At 73.4% G+C, this 19,361-nt stretch carries 18 protein-coding genes; 8 read left to right on the top strand and 10 right to left on the bottom strand.

Translation table 11 applies throughout. The features are described 5' to 3' along the window. Positions 1-4 precede the first annotated feature (4 nt). Together ACZ4Z3_RS26525 and ACZ4Z3_RS26520 are read right to left on the bottom strand one after the other, a co-directional pair. The gene (locus ACZ4Z3_RS26525; RefSeq protein WP_468503346.1) at positions 5-268 is read right to left on the bottom strand and encodes a hypothetical protein; all 264 of its coding nucleotides are present in this window, start codon (positions 266-268) and stop codon (positions 5-7) included. 376 nt (positions 269-644) lie between these two features. After that, complete coding sequence (locus ACZ4Z3_RS26520; RefSeq protein WP_468503345.1) at positions 645-1,130, bottom strand: hypothetical protein; 486 nt, start codon at positions 1,128-1,130, stop codon at positions 645-647. Between the two features lie 241 nt (positions 1,131-1,371). Here ACZ4Z3_RS26520 and ACZ4Z3_RS26515 point away from each other — a divergent pair, with 241 nt between their 5' ends. After that, positions 1,372-1,821: an RpiB/LacA/LacB family sugar-phosphate isomerase gene (locus tag ACZ4Z3_RS26515; protein WP_107463659.1), complete on the top strand. Its 450-nt coding sequence runs from the start codon at positions 1,372-1,374 to the stop codon at positions 1,819-1,821. Here the strand turns inward: ACZ4Z3_RS26515 and ACZ4Z3_RS26510 are convergent. The 5 genes from ACZ4Z3_RS26510 to ACZ4Z3_RS26490 form a co-directional block, all read right to left on the bottom strand. Further along, positions 1,808-2,797: a serine/threonine-protein kinase gene (locus tag ACZ4Z3_RS26510; protein WP_468503344.1), complete on the bottom strand. Its 990-nt coding sequence runs from the start codon at positions 2,795-2,797 to the stop codon at positions 1,808-1,810. The two genes, ACZ4Z3_RS26515 and ACZ4Z3_RS26510, sit on opposite strands and share 14 nt — an antisense overlap. Continuing rightward, positions 2,790-3,608, bottom strand: a complete 819-nt coding sequence (locus tag ACZ4Z3_RS26505) for an SH3 domain-containing protein (RefSeq protein WP_468503343.1) — start codon at positions 3,606-3,608, stop codon at positions 2,790-2,792. Before ACZ4Z3_RS26505 ends, ACZ4Z3_RS26510 begins: the two co-directional genes overlap by 8 nt. 5 nt (positions 3,609-3,613) lie before the next feature. Further along, a complete protein-coding gene (locus ACZ4Z3_RS26500) occupies positions 3,614-5,938 on the bottom strand; it encodes an FHA domain-containing protein (RefSeq protein WP_468503342.1) in 2,325 nt (774 codons plus the stop codon). Between the two features lie 126 nt (positions 5,939-6,064). Next, positions 6,065-6,475, bottom strand: coding sequence for a hypothetical protein (locus tag ACZ4Z3_RS26495; protein ID WP_055537356.1), 411 nt, complete (start codon positions 6,473-6,475; stop codon positions 6,065-6,067). Positions 6,476-6,865: 390 nt separating this feature from the next. After that, positions 6,866-8,083, bottom strand: coding sequence for an acyl-CoA dehydrogenase family protein (locus ACZ4Z3_RS26490; RefSeq protein ID WP_468503341.1), 1,218 nt, complete (start codon positions 8,081-8,083; stop codon positions 6,866-6,868). Positions 8,084-8,224: 141 nt separating this feature from the next. On the opposite strand from ACZ4Z3_RS26490, the gene ACZ4Z3_RS26485 reads away from it, so the two are divergent. From ACZ4Z3_RS26485 to ACZ4Z3_RS26460, 6 genes are all read left to right on the top strand, one after another. Continuing rightward, complete coding sequence (locus ACZ4Z3_RS26485) at positions 8,225-9,088, top strand: enoyl-CoA hydratase/isomerase family protein (RefSeq protein ID WP_468503340.1); 864 nt, start codon at positions 8,225-8,227, stop codon at positions 9,086-9,088. Between the two features lie 94 nt (positions 9,089-9,182). Beyond that, the gene (locus ACZ4Z3_RS26480) at positions 9,183-9,815 is read left to right on the top strand and encodes a hypothetical protein (protein ID WP_468503339.1); all 633 of its coding nucleotides are present in this window, start codon (positions 9,183-9,185) and stop codon (positions 9,813-9,815) included. Beyond that, positions 9,812-12,385 carry a putative PEP-binding protein gene (locus tag ACZ4Z3_RS26475; RefSeq protein WP_468503338.1) on the top strand — a complete coding sequence of 858 codons (2,574 nt, stop codon included), beginning with the start codon at positions 9,812-9,814 and terminating at the stop codon, positions 12,383-12,385. The genes ACZ4Z3_RS26480 and ACZ4Z3_RS26475 overlap by 4 nt, the downstream gene beginning before the upstream one ends. Further along, positions 12,382-13,500 carry an acyl-CoA dehydrogenase family protein gene (locus ACZ4Z3_RS26470; RefSeq protein WP_468503337.1) on the top strand — a complete coding sequence of 373 codons (1,119 nt, stop codon included), beginning with the start codon at positions 12,382-12,384 and terminating at the stop codon, positions 13,498-13,500. Before ACZ4Z3_RS26475 ends, ACZ4Z3_RS26470 begins: the two co-directional genes overlap by 4 nt. A gap of 18 nt (positions 13,501-13,518) precedes the next feature. Beyond that, a complete protein-coding gene (locus ACZ4Z3_RS26465; RefSeq protein WP_468503336.1) occupies positions 13,519-13,944 on the top strand; it encodes a Zn-ribbon domain-containing OB-fold protein in 426 nt (141 codons plus the stop codon). Beyond that, entirely contained in the window at positions 13,941-15,095 is a 1,155-nt protein-coding gene (locus tag ACZ4Z3_RS26460) for a thiolase family protein (RefSeq protein WP_468503335.1), read from the top strand. The genes ACZ4Z3_RS26465 and ACZ4Z3_RS26460 overlap by 4 nt, the downstream gene beginning before the upstream one ends. A gap of 37 nt (positions 15,096-15,132) precedes the next feature. Here the strand turns inward: ACZ4Z3_RS26460 and ACZ4Z3_RS26455 are convergent, their stop codons facing one another. Continuing rightward, complete coding sequence (locus ACZ4Z3_RS26455; protein ID WP_468503334.1) at positions 15,133-15,789, bottom strand: TetR/AcrR family transcriptional regulator; 657 nt, start codon at positions 15,787-15,789, stop codon at positions 15,133-15,135. A 141-nt stretch (positions 15,790-15,930) separates the two neighbouring features. On the opposite strand from ACZ4Z3_RS26455, the gene ACZ4Z3_RS26450 reads away from it, so the two are divergent. Further along, on the top strand, positions 15,931-16,542 hold the full coding sequence (locus ACZ4Z3_RS26450) for a TetR/AcrR family transcriptional regulator (protein ID WP_468503333.1): 612 nt from the start codon (positions 15,931-15,933) through the stop codon (positions 16,540-16,542). 138 nt (positions 16,543-16,680) lie between these two features. On the opposite strand, the gene ACZ4Z3_RS26445 is transcribed toward ACZ4Z3_RS26450, so the two are convergent. After that, a complete protein-coding gene (locus ACZ4Z3_RS26445; protein ID WP_468503332.1) occupies positions 16,681-18,336 on the bottom strand; it encodes a 2-oxo acid dehydrogenase subunit E2 in 1,656 nt (551 codons plus the stop codon). Continuing rightward, positions 18,333-19,358 carry an alpha-ketoacid dehydrogenase subunit beta gene (locus tag ACZ4Z3_RS26440; protein WP_468503331.1) on the bottom strand — a complete coding sequence of 342 codons (1,026 nt, stop codon included), beginning with the start codon at positions 19,356-19,358 and terminating at the stop codon, positions 18,333-18,335. The genes ACZ4Z3_RS26445 and ACZ4Z3_RS26440 overlap by 4 nt, the downstream gene beginning before the upstream one ends. Between the last annotated feature and the right edge of the window lie 3 nt (positions 19,359-19,361).

Below are 19,361 nucleotides of genomic sequence, written 5' to 3'. Positions count from 1 at the left end.
AGGTCTAGATGCGCCACCTGGAGGTACGGACGAGGGCCGTACGGCCGGTACGGGCGCGCCGGCGGCGGTGGGGGCGACGGCACCCTCGCCACGGCGGGCGCACGGCGACCGCGGCGGCTCCGGTGAGCGGGGGCGCCGTGCCGGTCACGGACGGCTGGTCGGACGAGTGCGGGGCGGGGGCGCGCAGGACTCCGGCGGGTACGCACTCCTCGGCCGTGTGGTGGTCGTGGGGCCCGTGCGGTGTCTCGTGGCCGGAGGCCGGCTGCACCGCCGTCAGGACGGTGGAGGGCTGCGTCGGCGTCCGGTGGGGCTCGTCGACCGGTCCGTGCGCGAAGGCGCACAGGACGATCGTGATCAGCAGGCAGCCGCGGACGAGGGCGGCGACTAACCTCGGCCAGGGCGAGTCGGCCCGCGCCTGACGGACGTACGAGGGCATGGGGGTGCACGAGGGCCGCGCGTACGAGGTGGGCGAGGGCCGGACGTACGAGGGCATGCGGGTGCGTGGGGGCACTGGGGGTCCTTTGGGCGTCCGTCGGCTCGGCGGTGCGTGCCCTCTGTTCAGGGCAGGAGGGAGCGAGCGGCGGACGTGAATGCGGGTGCGGGTGCGCGGGGGTGAGCCGGTCGGGCGGGAGGAAGCCCGGGGCCTAGATCTGCCGGACCACCAGCGATCTCACGGTGAGGCACGACGGGTCGGACGGTCGCGCCGCCCCGACGCGGCGGGCGCTCGGCGCGCATGCCGGGGCCGTCGCCTCACTGATCGACGCCGCGCAGCGGGGCTGGGCGAGGGCGGGCCCCTGGTTCGGCTGCGCGGAGGCGCAGTGCTCGGCCGGGTGGCCCGTGCCGTGGTCGCCGCGCCCCTCGTGGGCGCCGCCGGGTGCGGCGGCCGCCGGGACGACCAGGTGCGCGCCGGGGTCGGTCGTGTGTGCGTCGGTGGCGGCGAGCGGGTGCGCGGGCGGTGGGGTGACCGTGGCCACCGAACTGGTCACCAGGTGCGCGCCGGCGCTTTCGGCGATGGCGCCGTGCAGGAGGACGACGGCGAACAGCACCACGGCGAGGCCGAGCAGACGCGGCAGCGGGCCCGCTGGGACGCGGGCCCGACGCGTGTGTCGGGTCGACCAGGCCGTGATCATGCCGTGATGCTAACGCGTCGCGGAGGCCGGTCGTCCGGTTCCACCGGCCGAGAGCGTCAACGCGCCAGGCGAATGACCGGTTTGCTTCGGCGGGCACCTCGTAGGTCAGGCGTCGTCGCTGGGGGTCGGTGCCCCGTTCGTCGAGTGGAGGGAGCGGCGCGCCAGGAGAGCCACATCGGCCCCGTTGCGGGGGCCGGCGCGACGGGCGCGCTGTCGCGCGCACGCGGGTAGTCTCCGGGGCATGCGGATCTCCGTCTCCTCGGACATGGACGAACCCGTGGCCCGTCTCCTCGTCGAGGAGTTGCGCGGCCGCGGCCACGACGTGCTGCCGCACGGGGCGCTGCGCCCGGGGGACGACCCCCAGTGGGCGGCGTGCTCGGAGGCGGCCGCGCGGGAGGTGGCCTCCGGTGCGGCGGACCAGGCCGTCGTGTGCTGCTGGACCGGCACCGGCGCGTCGATCGCCGCCAACAAGGTGCCCGGCGTGCGGGCCGCCCTGTGCACCGACGCCTACACGGCGGACGGCGCGCGGCGCTGGAACGACGCCAATGTCCTGGCGATCGGTCTGCGGCTGACCTCCGCCCCGCTGCTGAGGGAGATCCTCGACGCCTGGTTCGCCGCCGAGGCCAGCCAGGACACCGAGGACCGGGAGAACGTCGCCAGGGTGGAGCGGCTCGACCTCAGGGCTGGATGAACACCGGCCTCGCCCAGGCGGGCGGCTCCGGCAGCGGTTCGCGTGCGCCACTCGTGGGCGTCCGCGCGGTGCTGGTCGGCGGATGCCCGGTCGGCGTGCCGTGCCGCGTACCGGCGACCCTGAGCGCGGCCACGAAGGACAGGCACGAGTCGTAGCGGTCGTCGGGGCTCTTGGCCAGCGCCCTCGCCAGCACGTCGTCGACGGACGCCGGCAGATCGGGGCGCTGCTCGGTCAGCGGCGGCGGCTGGTCGTACTGGTGGGCCCAGAGCAGCGCCATGTCGTCGTCTCGCTGGAAGGGCGGGCGCCCGGCGAGGGTCTCGTGGACGACGCAGGCGAGGCTGTAGACGTCGCAGCGGCCGTCGACGGGCTTGCCGGAGATCTGTTCCGGGGCCACGTAGTCGAGTGTCCCCACGAACTGGCCGACGGTGGTGAACCCGGTCAGCGACAGCGACTTCTTCGTCAGGCCGAAGTCGGTGAGGTAGACGTGCTCGGGATGGTCACTGTCCGTGCCCTGCGCGACCAGGATGTTGCCGGGCTTGACGTCCCGGTGCACCAGACCGTGGTCGTGCGCGGCGTCCAGCGCGGAGGCCACCTGGCCGGTGATGCGGGTGGCGGTCGTCAGCGGCAACGGGCCCTGCCGGTCCAGGAGGTGGCGCAGGTCCCGGCCGGCCACGTACCGCATCGCGATGTACAGGACGCCCTCGGTCTCGCCCGCCTCGAAGACCGGCACGATGTGCGGGTGGTCGATCGCGGCGGCGACCCGTGACTCATGGGTGAAGCGGCGGCGGAAGGTGTCGTTGCGGGCCAGCTCGGGGGCGAGGAGTTTCAGCGCGACGGTCCGGTCCAGCCGCAGGTCCCTGGCCCGGTAGACGACGGCCATGCCGCCGCGGCCGATCTCGCTCTCGATGCGGTAGCCGGCGATCTGCTGCCCGACCAGGTCGGACGGCCGACCCGCGTACGGTCGCGTCTCACTCATCGGGCGTCATCGGTCGCACGAGACGGGTGGGTTCGTGGTCGCTCGGCCCCTGCCGACGGGGGCGGGGTTCCTCCGTACGCTCCCGCGCGCCGGGCGCTGTGTCCCTCGGCTCCTGCTCCACCGGGGCGGTGTCCGCCCGCCCGTGTTCTTCCGGCGCCGGGTCCACCGGTCCGCGCTCCCCCACGACGCGGGTCGGTTCCGGGACGTGCTCCCCCACCACACGGGTCGGTTCCGGGCTCCTGCTCGGTTCCGGGGCCGGAGCCGGGGCGGCGGCCCGAGACGTGGCCGGGGCCGGAGCGGCGGCGGCCGGCGGGGCCGGGTCCTCCTGGGGTTCCCCGGCGACGGCGAACGTGCTCAGCCGTGTGCCGTCGCAGTACACCCACCGCTCGTGTGCGGCGTCGAACAGCCACAGCGAGTCGCCGTCGACGACGACACCGATCCGCAGGCCCTTCATCCGGTCCCGGAAGGCCCCACCGTCGAGCCGTCCGGCCGCGAGGGCCTCCGCCTCGGTGCGGTAGCGGGCGAGGGCCTCCTCCGCGCGGGCCAGCAGGGGACGGGGGTCGGCCGTACGGGCGGGCCCGGTACCGGCGGCCGGCGGGGCCTGGGGCACGGCGACGAGGAGGCGGCCGTCGACCCAGGCGGACCAGCCGTTGGCGCACAGGACCTGCCCCCAGTCGCCGAGCCGGTCCAGGAGCTGGACCGGGAGCAGCGCGTCGAGGGGCACGGTGGGGCGTGCGGGGTCGGGGGCCTCCCAGGCGGGCAGTCCGCCCGGCGGGACGACGTGCGTGGGGAGGAAACCGGGGGTCGTCATCGCGGCTACTTCCGCATCACCGCGGGTTCGCGGCGGCGCAGCAGACGGGCGACGAGGTAACCGCAGACCAGGGACAGCACGACGAGCATCCCCAGGTCGAGCAGCCATACACCGGCGGAGTGCTCGAACAGCGGGTCTGACTTGTCGGGGACGATCCGTTCGAGGTCGATGGTGCCGGCCATGGCGGCGAACGCCCACCGCGAGGGCACCAGCCAGGCCAGCTGTTCGAGGACGACCGTGCCCTTCACGTCCAGCAGCGCTCCGCAGAACACCACCTGGATGATCGCGAGGAGCACCAGCAGCGGCATGGTGACCTCTTCCTTGCGGACGAGCGCGGAGACGACCAGGCCGAGCATCATCGCGGTGAAGGCGAGCAGGGCCACGGCCACGGTGATCTCGACGAGCGGCGGCAGCAGGACGCCTTCGCCTCCGGGGGCGTTGAGGTCGACGCCGAGGAGGGCCACCAGGGTGAGGACGACGGCCTGGAGCACCGTGATCGTGCCGAGGACGACGACCTTGGACATCAGATACGCGGATCTGGACAGGCCGACGGCACGTTCCCGCTGGTAGATGACGCGTTCCTTGACCAGTTCGCGTACGGCGTTGGCCGCGCCGGTCAGGACGCCGCCGACGCACAGGATGAGCAGCGCGTTCATGGCGGTCTCGCGGTCCAGTTCGCTGCCCGCGAGGGCCCTGGCCATGGCGCCCATCACGAACGGCAGCGCGATCATGATGGCGAGGAAGGTGCGGTCGGCGCTGAGCGCGGCGGTGTACCGGCGGACCAGGGTGCCGAGCTGGGCGCCCCAGCTCTGCGGCTTGGGCGGCGGTGCCACGTCGACGGGCGCCGACTCCGGCAGATACGGGCGGCTCATGGACGCGGTGACGTACTGGCGGTGGAAGGGCGAGTCGCGGTACTCCCCCGCCCAGTCCCGGTCCTGGTCCCGTTCGAACGCCTCGAAGGCCTCGGGCCACTGTGTGAAGCCGAAGAAGGCGAGGGTGTCGTCCGGGGGCCCGTAGTAGGCGACCTTGCCGCCGGGCGCGAGGACGAGGAGGCGGTCGCAGACGTCGAGGCTGAGGACGCTGTGGGTGACGACGATGACCGTGCGGCCGTCGTCGGCGAGACCGCGCAGCATGTGCATCACGGAGCGGTCCATGCCGGGGTCGAGTCCGGAGGTCGGTTCGTCGAGGAAGAGCAGGGAGGGCTTCGTCAGCAGTTCCAGGGCGACGCTGACGCGCTTGCGCTGGCCGCCGGAAAGGCTGTGGATCGGCTGGTCGGCACGCTGTTCGAGGCCCAGCTCATGGATCACCTCGTCGACGCGCGCCTGTCGCTCGGCCTTCGCGGTGTCCTGGGGGAAGCGCAGTTCGGCGGCGTAGGAGAGGGCCCTGCGGACGGTCAGCTGGGCGTGCAGGATGTCGTCCTGTGGGACGAGGCCGATGCGCTGGCGCAGCTCGGCGTAGTCGCGGTAGAGGTCCCGGCCGTCGTACAGGACGGTGCCGCTGTCGGCGGGACGCTGTCCGGTGAGGGCGTTGAGGAGGGTGGACTTTCCCGCGCCGCTCGGGCCGACGACGGCGAGGAGGCATTTCTCGCCGACCGGAAAGGCCACCTTGTCGAGCAGGGTCTTGCGGCCGCGGTCGACGGCGACGGTCAGCTCCTGCACGTCGAGGGAGACCTCGCCTGTGTCGACGTACTCCTGCAGTTCGTCCCCGACCAGGCAGAACGCGGAGTGGCCGATACCGATGATGTCACCGGCAGTGACCGGCGCGCTGTCGACGGGACGGCCGTTGAGGTAGGTGCCGTTGTGGCTGCCGAGGTCGGCGATCTCGTACGTGCCGTCCGGGCGGGCCCGCAGTTCGGCGTGCCGGCGGGAGACCACGAGGTCGTCGATGACCAGGTCGTTGTCGTCGGCGCGGCCGATGCGGACGGTCCGCGCGGGCAGGGGGCGGACGCTGGTCGGCCGGCGGAAGGTGCCGGTGGAGGCGGGCTGGAAGACGCCGGACGGGCGGACGGGTGCCAGTCCGGTGAGCACGGCCCGTGGCCCGTCCTCGACGCTGCCGAAGCGGATGACGGTGCCGGGACCCACGTCCCATTCGCGGACGCGGTGTCCGTCGGCGTAGGTGCCGTTGGTGCTGTTCTCGTCCTCGATGGTCCAGTGGTCGGCGTGTGCCCTGAGCACCGCGTGGTGCCACGAGACGCGGTCGTCGTCGAGCACGATCTCGCTGAGCGGGTCGCGTCCGACGTGGTACTCGTGGCTCGGGGTCATCACCGTGGAGCCCGACTCGGTCTCCAGCACGAGTGCGGGCGCAGTCGGTGCGATCGACCGCTCTGCCATGCCGAAAATTCTACCGATTCGCCCCCATACGCGCGCCCGGTAGATCGACGGCGGAGCCGTTCGGGGGGCGGGGGCCGCGCGCCGCAGGGGCGTTCGAGGGCCGGGTCCGGGTCGCGCGGGGAGAGGTCAGGCGGCGGGGGCGGCGATCCGCTGGGCGATCCGCTGCATACGGACGGCGTCGACGGACTCGGCCAGCAGCTCGTACTCGGTGGTGTCGTCGTTGGTGGCGATGCGGACCAGGTTCCCGGCGGCCAACTCCTCGGCGACCAGTTCCTGTTGGACGTCGTCGGCGGACCAGGCGCGCAGCATGCTCGGCACGTCGGGGACGGTGTCGGCCACGGGGACCACGGAGTTGGGCGGGAAGGTCGGGTTCTCGGGGCGCGGGTCGAGGCGTTCGGCGATCCATAACGCGCGGTCGCGCATCCACCAGAGCGCCAGTGCCAGGGTGGGGGCACGGTAGGTCCCCAGCGGCACTCCGACACGCTGTCCGCCGCACATCCCGTACGCGGTGACATGGCACAGGAATTCGTCGTGCACCCTCAGCTCCCCCGATCGCACCGCCGTCGACCGCCGCCCGGCCCCGCTCGCCGTACGGACCCGTTCTCGCCTCACAGACTTGCTGGTCGTGCCCGTCAGACCATCGAATGTCACGCACGGTGACGCCATGGACGCGCACGGAGGCCCGCTTTGTTCATGGCTCAATCGCCTGTCACTCGAGTATCGCCACTCCTGACGCTCTGTCACCATGCCGATTCAGCCAGTCTCCTGGCATATGCGAGCGCGCGAATGGCCGAAACGGTACGACGTGCCCTCCGACCGGGGCTCCCGGATCACAAGGGGCCGAGACGGCTCCGGATCCGGTCCCCGTCCCATACGTTCGCCCTCGACGCAGCGTTCAACGATCACGCCCACGAAGGCGCACGACCGTCAGGCCTCGGCGGGAGTCGAGACCGGCCGACGGTAGGGGCGCACCGCGCGGCGCGCGATGGCGAAACGGTGGGTCTCCGAGGGGCCGTCGTAGATACGGAACGGCCGTACCTCCCTGAGCAGACGGGCCAGGGGGGCGTCGGCGGTCGAGATGCCGAGCGCGCCGCAGATCTGCACCGCCCGGTCGACCACCCGGTACACGGCCTCCGCGACGAACGTCTTGGACACCGAGGTGAGTTGCGCGGCCGACGCGGAGCCGGTGTCCAGCTCCCAGGCCGTACGCAGGATCAGCGCACGACTCGCCTCGATGTCGATCTCGGAGTCGGCCAGCATCTGCTGCACCATTCCGAGGTCGCCGAGGACGGCGCCGAACGCGAGGCGGCTGCCCGCCCGTTCCAGTGCGACGTCCTGGGCGCGGCGCGCGGCTCCCAGCCAGCGCATGCAGTGGGTCAGCCGCGCGGGGCCGAGCCGCACCTGGGCACCGGCGAAGCCCTGCCCGACCGCGCCGAGCACCTGCTCGTCCCCCACCACGCACCCGTCGAAGACGATCTCGCTGTGCCCCGCGAAGAGCCCCTCGTCGAGCGTCTCGATGTCCCGGACGATGCGCATGCCCGGAGTCCCGGCGTCGACCAGGAACATGGTGGCTCCGCCCGGATCGCCGGGATCGCCGGAGGTGCGGGCCATGACGATGGCGAAGCCGGCGCCGCGGGCCCCGCTGATGAACCACTTGTGCCCGTCGATGCGCCATCCTCCGGGAACCCTGGTCGCGACGGTTCGCAGGGCGCGGGGATCGGCGCCGGCACCCGGTGCCGGTTCGGTCATGGCGAAGCAGGACCGGGTCTCGCCGGCGGCGAGCGGGCGCAGATAGCGCTGCTTCTGGTCGTCGGTGGCCACCCGCTCCAGCAGGTGGGTGTTCCCCTCGTCCGGGGCCGCGCAGTTCAGCGCCAGGGGGCCGAGCAGCGAGTAGCCCGCGGCTTCGAAGACCGCCGCCTGTCCGCGCAGGTCGAGGCCGTGCCCTCCCCATCGCGTCGGCACATGGGGAGCGAAGACACCGGCCTCACGGGCGGCCTTCTGCAGGGTCTGCCGCAGATCCTCCGGGCCGTCGTGCACGGACCCGCCACAGGCCCGCTCCGCCGGGATCACCACGTCGCGTACGAAGTCGGACGTGGTCGCGGCGAGTCGGGCGACGGTGGGATCGACATCGAACTGGATGGGCACGGGACCTCCCGCCGACGGGCGTACGGGCATCGGGTCCCGTCGCGTCCTAGAAACTGTATAGCGTCTTCAGTATCTTGCCGGGAGACCCCGGTGACGGGAAGACGACAGGAGACGCGTCATGAGCCACCCGTTGAGCACCGAATGAGCACCGAACCGGTCCGGGTGGTCCGCCACCCCGACGGAGTCGTCGAGCTGACACTGGACGCGCCCGGGCGGGCCAACGCCCTGGATCTGGAGATGGCCGAGGCACTGCGGGACGCGACGGCCCGGGTGGCACGGGACCCCGGCGGCGCGGTCCTGCTGCGCTCCACGGGCGGCACCTTCTGCGTGGGCGGTGACCTGCGGGCCTTCACAGGGCTCGACGAGGGGACGGGCACCTACGTGCATGCCGTGGCGACCGCCGCGCACGCCGCGATCCACACCCTGTACGAGCTCGCCGTGCCCGTGGTGACGGCCGTGCGCGGTGCCGCCGCGGGCGGCGGTGTCGGCCTCGCTCTCGTGGGCGACATCGTCCTGGCGGCGCGGTCCGCACGGTTCCGGCTGGCGTACACCGATGTCGGACTCACACCGGACTGCGGGGCCTCGTGGTTCCTGCCGCGCCTGGTGGGCCCGCGGCGGGCGACGGACCTGATCCTCACCAACCGGGTCCTGACCGGGGACGACGCCGAACGGTGGGGCCTGGTCTCCCGGTCCGTCGACGACGAGGAACTGGACTCGGCCGCATACCGGGCCGCGGCCGGCCTCGCCGCCGGTGCCGGTGACGCGCTGCGTGCCGCGAAGCGCCTGCTGCGCGAGGGGACCGGGGAGGACCTGGGGCGCCGGCTCGCCGAGGAGGCGCGGCAGATCGCCGCCCTGGCGGACGGCCGGGAGGCCCAGGACCGCATGGCGGCGTTCCTCGCAGCCCGGGAACGGGCCGCCAGGAAGGGCGCCCGGGACCGCTCCGCGGACGGCGCCGCGACGGACGAGGGCCTCGGCCGGGCCATGGAACCCGAAAGTGTTTCTTGAATCCCTCTTCACTAACGGGCTCGCCGGAGCGTAACCTCCGGGCAACACAGAACCGAGGAACCGGTCACCACAGAACCGGGGAAAAGGTGTGGCGATGCACTCTCCTGCCGTGGACCTTCCCGACGCTCCCGACGAGACGCTCACCGAAGCGGTCGTCGACCTCGTTCTGCGTGGCATGTGGCGTGGCAGGGCCGAAGCGGAGTACCGGCCCCTGACGGACGCCGGGCTCGCGATGGTGAAGGGGCCGCTCGTGCTCCCCACCGAGCGGGCCAAGGCCACCGCCTGCCGGGTTCTGCGGGTCGCGCCGGGATCGCCCCGGGAGGAACGGATCACCGCCGCGTACGAGGCCTTCCTGCCGGTCAACAGGAAGATCCGCGAGGTGTGCACGGCCTGGCAGTGCCGCCCGGACGGCACGGCCAACGACCACTCCGACAGCGTCTACGACGCCGGGGTGCGCGAGTCGCTGGAGGACGTGCACGAGGCCATCCAGCCGGTGCTGCGCCGCCTGGAGCAGGTGCTCGAGGGCAGCGAACGGTATCTCGGCGAGCTGGAGGAGGCCCTCGACCGGTTCGACGAAGGCGAGACGAAATGGCTGGCCTCGCCGCTGTGCGACTCGTACCACACGGTGTGGATGAGGCTGCACCAGGAATTGCTGCTGGTGCTCGGGATCAGCCGGGCCGAGGACGAGGCCCGGGAAGAGGAACTGGTGACGGGGGACCGGGGTTGAGCGTCACCGACCGCGAGGCGGGTCCGTTGACGGCCGTCGAGGCTCCCGGCCGGATCCTGGTGCCGTTCGGGCAGGGACGGATCCGGGGGCTCGACGCCGACGAGCTGGGAGCGCACGGTGCGGCGATGGACAGGCTGGTGGCTCTGGGGCTGCCGGTCGTACCGGGGCTCACCGTGCCGGCCGGGACCTCCGCGTCGCTATGCGACCCCGGCACGGCGAAAGCCGCCGTCGACCTGGTCGAACAGCTCTCGGGGCGGCGAATCGGCGACGGGGCCCGCCCGTTGCTGCTGCGCCTGTCGGCGAGTGCCCCGACCGAGATCGCCGGACTGCCGCCCGACCTCGCCTGCCTCGGCGTGACCACCGCGAGCATGGACGCCCTGTGCGCCGTCATCGGCCGCGCGGACGCGCTGCACGAGGTATGGGCCGCCACCGTACGGATGATCGCCGAGTACGCCCTCGACGTGCCTGCCGCGATGCTCGACGACGCCGTCCTCGACGCGCCCGAGCCCCGGACACGGATCGAGGCGCTGCTGGACCTGACCGCGCGGCACGGCGCGCGGCCCTTCCCCGACGACCCGGCCCAGCAGCTCGCGCTGGCCGCCCGAGCCGTGCTCCGCCGGTGGGACTCACCGCGCGCGAGGAGATCCCGCAAGGCGCAGCGGCTTCCCGCCGATCTCGGCGTCGCCCTGCACGTACAGGCCCTGCGGATCGGCCCGGCCGACCGCTCCGGCTACGGCACGGCGGTCAGCCGCGACCCCGAGACCGGCCTTCTGTCCCCCCAGGGATCGTTCTTCCGGGGGGTGCGGCGCAGCGCCCCGCCGCCGCACACCAGTGAACCGCTGGACCGGCTCACGGGCGGCAGGGCTCTGCTGGAGCATGCCCTGCTCACTCTCGAACGGCATCTGCGCGCGCCCGTCTCCGTCGACTTCGAGGTGCGCGACGACGAGATCTCCCTGCTCGCCGCCTCCGCGCAGCAACGGCCGCCGCTGCGGGCCTCGGTGTGCCTCGCCGCCGACCTGGCACGCGACGGGGCGCTCGGCCCCGAGGAGGCCGTCCTGCGGATCGGCCCCGCGCAGGTGCAGGAACTGCTGCACCCCCGGCTCCGGTTGACCGGCGGGGAGGAGCTCCTGGTGAAGGGTCTGGCCGCTTCCCCGGGCGCGGCGGCCGGGGTGATCGTGCTGTCGAGCGAGCGCGCCCTCGAAGTGGGCGCGGACGGCACCCCCGTGGTGCTCGTCGCCCATGAGACGACCCCGGCGGACGTCCCCGGCATGCTAGCGTCCGCCGCCGTGCTGACCGGCAGCGGCGGTATCGCCTCGCACGCCGCGGTGGTGGCGCGGGGGGCCGGCCGGCCCGCGGTGTGCGGCGCCGACGGGCTGCGCGTGGACCGGGCCGCGGGGACCGTGTGGTTCGGGGACCGGGTGCTGCGCGAGGGCGACGCCCTCTCCCTGGACGGCCGTACCGGCGCCGTCTACGCGGGACGGCTGAGCGTCAGCGTCGCCGCACCGCCGCTCGAACTGTCCACCCTGCTGGACTGGGCGGACGGCATGCGCCGACTGGGGGTGCGGGCCAACGCCGACAGCGCGGCGGAGGTGAGCACCGCCGTCGCCCTGGGGGCGGAGGGGGTCGGGCTGTGCCGTACGGAGCACCAGTTCCTCGGTGAGCGGCTGCCGCTGATCCGCCGGGTGCTCCTGGCCGCCGATCCGGCCGCCCGCGACGCGGCCCTGACGGCGCTGGAGCACGCTCAGCACGAGGACTTCCGGGCGCTGCTGGCCGCGGTCGGGGACCGGCCGGTGACCGTGCGCCTGCTGGACGCTCCGCTGCACGAGTTCCTGCCCGCCCCAGGGGACGCCTCGGACGCGGGTGAGGAACAGCGGGCCGCCGCGCTGCGCGAGGCGAATCCGATGCTCGGGCTGCGGGGGGTGCGGCTGGCGCTGCTGCACGAGCGGCTCTACCCGGCGCAGGCCGAGGCGCTCTTCGCCGCCTGGGTGGACGTCGCCGCCACCGGGGTCCGGCCCGAGCTGGAGGTGATGATCCCGCTGGTCAGCCTGCCGGAGGAACTGGCGGCCACGGCCGGGTACGTGCGGGAGGCCGCCGCCGCGGTCGCCGCCCGCACCGGTGTGGTCGTTCCGTACCGGCTCGGCACGATGATCGAGACTCCGCGGGCCGCGCTGCTCGCCGGTGAACTCGCCGAACACGCCGAGTTCTTCTCCTTCGGCACCAACGACCTCACCCAGCTGACCTACGGATTCTCCCGGGACGACGTGGAACGCCAGGTCCTGGCCGGGTACCAGGAGCGGGGCCTGCTGACCGCCAGCCCCTTCGCCCGGCTCGACCCGCACGGGGTGGGCGCGCTCATCGCGCTGGCCGCCGAGCGGGCGCGCGGCGTACGGCCCGGCATCAAGCTCGGCGTGTGCGGGGAGCACGGCGGGGACCCCGAGTCGATCGCGTTCTGCGACGGCCTCGGCCTCGACTACGTGTCCTGTTCCCCGCACCGCGTGCCGGTGGCCCGGATGGCGGCGGCGCACAGTGCCCCGCGCGAGCGGCACGACGAGAGCGGGAGCACACGATGACGAGCACCGTGACCGGTGGGCCGGCCCTGTCGGACACCGAACTGGACGACCTGCGCGCAACCGTACGGTCGGTGTGCGCGGACGCCGGAGGCACCGCGACGGTGCGCCGGCTGTCCGAGCACTCCCCCGGTGTCGACGCCGAGCTGTGGGACACCCTCGGCCGGCAGGTGGGCCTCGCGGCCCTCGGGCTGCCCGAGGCTGTCGGGGGCATCGGCGGCCTCGCCGAGATCGCTGTGGTCTGCGAGGAACTGGGCAGGACACTGGCACCGGTACCGCTGCTGTCCTCCACTGTGCTGGCCGGGCAGGTGCTGGCCGGCTGCGGTACGGCCGACGAGGCGCTGGCCGAGCTGGCCGAGGGCGCGGTGCACGCCCTCGCGGTCGCGGCACCCGACGGGACATGGCGGCCCGACGCCGTGCCGGTGGCGGTCACCTGGCAGGGCGGGGCCCCCGTCGTCGAGGGAACGGCGCCGTTCGTTCTCGACGGCGGCGATGCCCGCGCGCTGGTCGTGGCGGCCGCCGGGAACGACGGCGTGGACCTCTTCCTCGCCGATCCGGGGGGTCCGGACGTCACCGTGCGCCGGGTGCCCACCCTGGACCTCAGCCGGGGCCAGGCCGTGGTCACCTTCTCCGGTGCGCGGGTCCGGGCGCTGACCGCCGGGGGCGAGGGGGCGCACATCGTCTCCCGGGCCCTGGACGTGGCCCTGGTCGCCCTGGCCGCCGAGCAACTGGGCGGCGCCCAGGCCGCGCTGGACATGACCGTGGCCCATGTGCGGGACCGTACCCAGTTCGGCAGGGCGATCGGCGGTTTCCAGGCGGTCAAGCACACCTGTGCCGACATGCTGCTCCAGGTCGAGGGCGCGCGGTCGGCGGTCCTGCGCGCCGTCGACGCGGCCGCCTCGCACAGGGCGCCGGCCGAGGCGGCGGCGGTGGCCCAGGCGTGGTGCTCCGAGGCCTTCGTGTCCGTCGCCGCCGAGTGCGTCCATCTGCACGGGGGCATGGGCTTCACCTGGGAGCACGACGCGCACCTGTACTTCCGGCGGGCCCAGTCCGACGCCGTCCTGCTGGGCGGCGCGGCCTTCCACCGGGAACGGCTGGCCGGGCTGCTGAGCTGGTGACGTGGAAGGCGGACCGGTATGACCACCCGACTCATCGACGACTCGCTGTTCGACTGTGTGGCCCCGCCGCGTCTCGCGGGGGCGCGCTGCTCCGGGTGCGGCACCGTCGTCTTCCCCCGGCAGGACTCGTGCCCCCGATGCTCGGACGGGTCCATGTCCGCTCATGTGCTGCCGGTGCGGGGGCGGGTGTGGTCGTGGACGCTTCAGGCGTTCCCGCCCAAGCCGCCGTACCGGCCACCGGCCGGCGGTCACCGGCCGTATCACGTGGGCTATGTCGACCTCGGTGAGCTCCTGGTCGAGGGGCGGCTGGCGGTTCCCCGCGCGCGGATACGGATCGGGCTGCCGGTCCGGCTCGCCATGGTGCCCGCGTACCACGACGAGGACGGGACCGAGGTCCTGACCTTCGCGTTCCGCCCCGACGACGAGGAAGAGGGGGAGCGATGAGTCGGACCGACGACGTCTACGTGGTCGGCTGCGGGATGCATCCCTTCGGCCGGGACGAGAGTGTCACCGGGATGGACATGGCCGAGCGCGCGGTGCGGGAGGCGCTGGCCGACGCCGGGGTGTCCTGGGAGGACATCGGCTACGCGGCCGGCGGCTCCGACGTGTCCGGCAAACCCGACACGCTGGTGGGCCGCCTGGGCCTGACGGGAGTGCCGTTCGTCAATGTGCAGAACGGCTGCGCCACCGGCGCCTCCACCGTGCTCACGGTGGCCGCAGCGCTGCGTGCCGGGGAGGCGTCCCTGGGACTGGCGGTGGGCTTCGACAAGCACGAGCGGGGCGCCTTCCACGTGTCCGCGGCCCGCTACGGCCTGGGCGACTGGTACGCCGAGACCGGCATGATGCTGACGACCCAGTTCTTCGCCCTCAAGACACGGCGGTACCTGTACGAGCACGGGATCTCGGAGCGGGCGCTGGCGGTCGTCGCCGCGCGTGCCTTCCGCAACGGCGCGCACCACCCGCTGGCATGGCGGCGCAAGGCGTTGACGGAGCGGGAGATCCTGGACTCCGCGGAGGTCAGTCCCCCGCTCACCCAGTACATGTTCTGCTCACCGGGGCAAGGTGCGGCGGCTCTGGTGCTGGCGCGCGGCGACCGCGCCTTCGACCTGTGCGAACGGCCGGTGAGGCTGGCCTCGCTGGCGTTCCGCACCCGGCGGTTCGGTTCGTTCGAGGTGTTCTCCCCCTGGCTGCCGCCGGGACCGCACCGCAGCCCCAGCGTCGACGCCGCCGAGGCGGCGTTCCGTACGGCGGGGGTCCGGCCCGCTGATGTCCGGGTGGCGCAGTTGCAGGACACCGACAGTGGCTCGGAGCTGGTCCACCTGGCGGAGACCGGACTGTGCGGACACGGCGAGCAGGAGGAGCTGCTGGCCGGCGGGGACACCGAGCCCACGGGCCGGATCCCCGTCAATACGGATGGCGGCTGCCTCGCCGGCGGGGAGCCCGTGGGCGCCTCGGGACTGCGTCAGTTCCACGAGGTGGTACGGCAGTTGCAGGGCCGCGCGCCGGGCGTGCAGGTGCCGGGTGCGCCCCGGGTGGGCTTCACGCATGTGTACGGGGCGCCCGGGATCAGCGCCTGCTCGGTCCTGACCGTGTGAGGGCCCCGTCGCCGGGCGGGGCGCGCGCACCGTCGTCTCAACGCTGTGCCGTGGTCGGCTTCCGGTCGGCGGCGACAATGCGCAGCGCCAGCGACCTGACCGCCTCCAGGACGGCCTGCGGGGGCAGCTGGGACAGCGGCCCTCCCTCCGCCCGCAGCGCCGTGACCAGCATGGTGGTGCTGATCAGGGTGCGGACCGCGAGGGCCTGCGCCGCGTGGCGGGCCTTGGCCGCCCGGGGGCCGCGTGTGTTGCCCTCGGGCAGGTAGTCGTAGCCGCGCTGGATGTGCCGCTGCTCGAACTCGTCGCGCAGGACCTTGACGTTGCCGTTCGCCGAGGCGATCTGGACCTGGTAGAGGCGAGCCTCGTCCGGGTTCTGCTCCACCCAGTCCCACACGGCGTCGATGACGCGCAGCAGTCCCTCGGCGTCGCCCGGCTCGGACTCCGGACGGGCCGCCTCCACCACCGCGTTCAGCTGGTCGAAGACCCGGCGCATGGCGAGTTCGAGCAGCTCCTCCTTGCCGTCGAAGTGGTAGTAGACGGCCGTGGGGACCACCTGGGCCTCGTCCGCGATGTCCTGGATGCTGGTCTCCGCGAATCCGTTGCGGCCGAAGACCCGTACGGCGGCGTCGATGATGTGCTGCCGCCGCGAAGGCCGGTGAGCGGGCTGCTTGCCGTTCTTGGTGGTGGCCATCATGCTCCCCTGCCGACTGCCGTGAACCCGCGAGCGTGGTCCCTGTTTACTGACCATGCTATCCAGTAACTCGACTCTACCGACCGCGTAATTCCTGCTGCGCCTGGGGCACCGGAGCGCCATGGGACCGGCATACTTGACATCATGACGACATCCGGAACCCGCGCCGCCCACCGTCCGTCGCGCAAGCAGTGGGTGATCGAGGCAGCCACGGAGCTGTTCGCCACCCAGCCGCCGGACGAGGTGACGGTGGCCGACATCGCCGCCCGTGCGGAGATGACGTCGGCAGCGGTGTACTACCACTTCTCCTCCAAGGACCAGGTCCTGGTGGAGGGGATGCGGGTGTTCGCCGCCGCGATGTGCGCGCAGGTGGAGGAACTCGCCGAAGCGCACAAGGCGGGTTCGGACGTCGGGCCCACGATCACCGCGCTGGTGGCGTGGCTGGGCGAGCACAGGTCGGCGGCCACGGTGTTCTTCGTGTCGTCGGCCGGGATGAGCCAGGAGGCCGAGGCGCTGCGCCAGGAGAGTCGTTCGGAGCTGTTGGGCGGGCTCGTGCGGCTGATCCGCAAGGCCCGTGCGTCCGTCTCCGACGCGGAGGCCGCGGTGATCGGACTGGGCCTGCTGGCCCTGCTCGAGACCGCGGCGAACTCGCAGGTCCGGGGGGACGACGTCTATCGGTCGCTGGGCCACCGCTCCTTCGTCCGCGAGGTCGGCGACCTCGCGGAGCGGATCGCCGACCCGACCGCGGCCGCATAGCCGCCGGGCCGGTGGCCGCCGGCCGTCCTCCGGCGGAGACCGGGACGACGCCGGGCCGGGACGACGCCGGACCGGGACGACGCCGGGCCGGGGCGGCGGCGGAGACGGGCGGCGGCGGCGGACACGGGCAGCGGCGGATCAGACCAGCAGCCGGAGCGGTTTGCGCAACAGCTCACCGACCGCGCGCAGATACTCGGCCGCCGGTGCGCCGTCGACGGCACGGTGGTCGAAGGTGAGGCTCAGGGTGAGCACCCGCGTCCGCCGCGGCCGGTCGTCCAGCCACTCGACGCCGTCCCTCAGCCTGCCGACCCCGAGGATCGCCACGTTGCCGGGGTTGACGACAGGGGTGAAGAAGTCGACGCCGTATCCGCCCAGCGAGGTGACGGTGAAGGTGGCGCCTTCCAGGCGGTCCGGCGTGATCCGGCCCTCGCGGGCGGCCTCGGCCAGGGCTTTCGCCGTGCGGGCGATCTCGGGCAGCGGCAGTGCTGCCGCGTCCTCGATCACGGGGACCATCAGGCCGCCCGGAACCGCCACGGCGAACCCGAGGTGGATGTCGTCGAGCAGATGGATGCCGTCGTCGCGCACCGTCGCGTTCAGCAGTGGATGTGCGCGCAGGGCCAGCGCGGCGGCCTTGAGCAGGAAGTCGTTCAGGGTGGGAACGGGCAGGTCGGTGTCGGCCCACTCCTCCCTCAGCCGGTCGCGCAGGGACACCACGGCGTCCATCCGCACCTCGTAGCCGTGCGTCAGCTGGGCCATCTCCTGGAGGCTGGCGTGCATACGGCGGGCGATGGTGCCGCGCATCCCGGTGAGGGGGAGCACGTCTCCCGGCCGGGGGTCGGCGTTCCGGCGGCGGACCGCCGGTTCGCGCGCCGCGTCGGCGGCGTCGAGATCGGACCTGCGGATCCGGCCGCCGGGCCCGGTGCCGTTCACCTCGGAGAGGTCGATGCCCCGCTCCTTCGCCAGCCGGCGGACCAGCGGCGACACAGCGGTGACGGATGAGACGGCGGTGACCGGCAGGACAGGGGCTCCGGGCGGGATACGGCCTGCGGACACCACAGGCAGGGCCGACAGGCCGGAGAGGGCCGCTTCGCCGGGCAGCTCCGCGAGGAACTCCTCCACGTCCTCGGAGACGATCCGACCGCCGGGCCCGGTGCCGCGGACAGCGGTGAGATCGACACCGGCCCCGAGCGCCACCCGTCGGGCGTTGGGCGAGGCCAGGAGCCGCCTGGCAGGACCGGTGGTGGCGCCACCGCCGTTCGGGGACGGCGCCGCCGACGCCCGAGAGGCAGGGAGGACGCCAGAGGCCGTCGGCCGGGCGAGCGCGCCCGGCGCGCCCACCGTCCGCTTCGGCGCCGGGAAGTCCGTGACCGGGCCCGGCGTCGTCGGCCCGGCGGACGCGCCCGCCCCGGCCACACCGGTCTTCGGCACCGGGGAACCGGTGGCGGCGCCCGAAGCGGTCGACCACCCGGACGCCGGCCCCCCGGCCGTGCCGGTGCCGGCCCCGGACCCGGCGGGCATCGGCGTACCCGCCGGGTCCGGTGGCTGCTCGCCCTCGGCCAGGAGCCAGCCGATGAGCGCGCCGGCCGGGACGGTCGTCCCGGCCGGGACGACCGGGTGGAGCAGCCCCCCGGCCTCCGCCTCGACATCCACGTCGACCTTGTCGGTGGCGATCCGCAGCAGCGCGTCGCCCTCGGCGACCGCGGCGCCCGTGGGCACGAGCCATTCCTCGATCGTGCCTTCCTGCATGGTCAGCCCGATCTTCGGCAGCAGAACCTCGACCGCCACGTCGTTCACGCCCTTTCGAGGAGACGCCGGCAGCCCTGGACGATCCGGGCGCGGTCGGGCACGTAGGCCTTCTCCAGGACCGGGGAGAAGGGCACCGGGGAGAAGGGGGCGCCGATGCGCAGGACCGGGGCGTCCAGGTGGTCGAAGGCGGCGTCCTGGATCTGGGCGGCGATCTCCGCGCCGAGCCCGCCGAAGGTGACGGCCTCGTGCACCACCAGCGCCCGGTTGGTGCGGCGGACGGAGGCGAACATGGTCTCGGTGTCCAGGGGCTGCACGGTCCGGGGGTCGATCACCTCGATCTCCACGCCCTCGGCGGCGAGTTCGTCGGCCGCCGCCAGGGCCTCCCCCACCATGCGGCCGAGGGCGATCACTGTGGCGTCGGAGCCCTCCCGGGCGGTGTGCGCCCGGCCCAGCGGGATGCCGTAGATCTCCTCGGGCACATGGCCGGTGCTGCCGAGCAGGACCTTGTTGAGCATGACGACGACCGGGTTGTCGTCCCGGATGGCCGAGACGGTCAGGCCCTTGGCGGTGTACGCGTCGCAGGGCATCACCACTTTGAGGCCGGGCACATGGGCGAGCCAGGCCTCCAGGCTCTGGCTGTGCTGCGCGGCGGCGCCGAGGCCGGCGCCGGAGGCGGTGGTGATGGTGAGCGGGACGGACACGGCGCCGCCGAACATGTACTTCATCTTGGCGGCCTGGTTGACGATCTGGTCGAGGCAGACGCCGATGAAGTCCATGAACATCAGGTCCACGACGGGCCGCAGCCCACGCGCGGCGGCCCCCACCCCGAGGCCCACCAGGGCTGCCTCGGAGATCGGCGTGTCGATCATGCGGCGGGGGCCGAACTCGTCGAGCAGGTTGTCGAACATACGGAAGACGCCGCCGTAGCCGGCCACGTCCTCGCCGGCGACGAAGACGTTCTCGTCCTCGCGCATGGCCTGGGCGAGGCCCTCGTTGAAGGCCTTGACGTAGGTGAGTTTGCGGACCGTGCCGTCCGGGGCGGCGGCCTGTTCCTGGGTGAGGGTGGTCATGGC

The sequence above is a fragment of the Streptomyces sp. NPDC030296 genome, assembly GCF_055572815.1.
The sequence above is the reverse complement of the archived record's forward strand: the minus strand, read 5'-3'. Positions and strand labels throughout refer to the sequence as shown.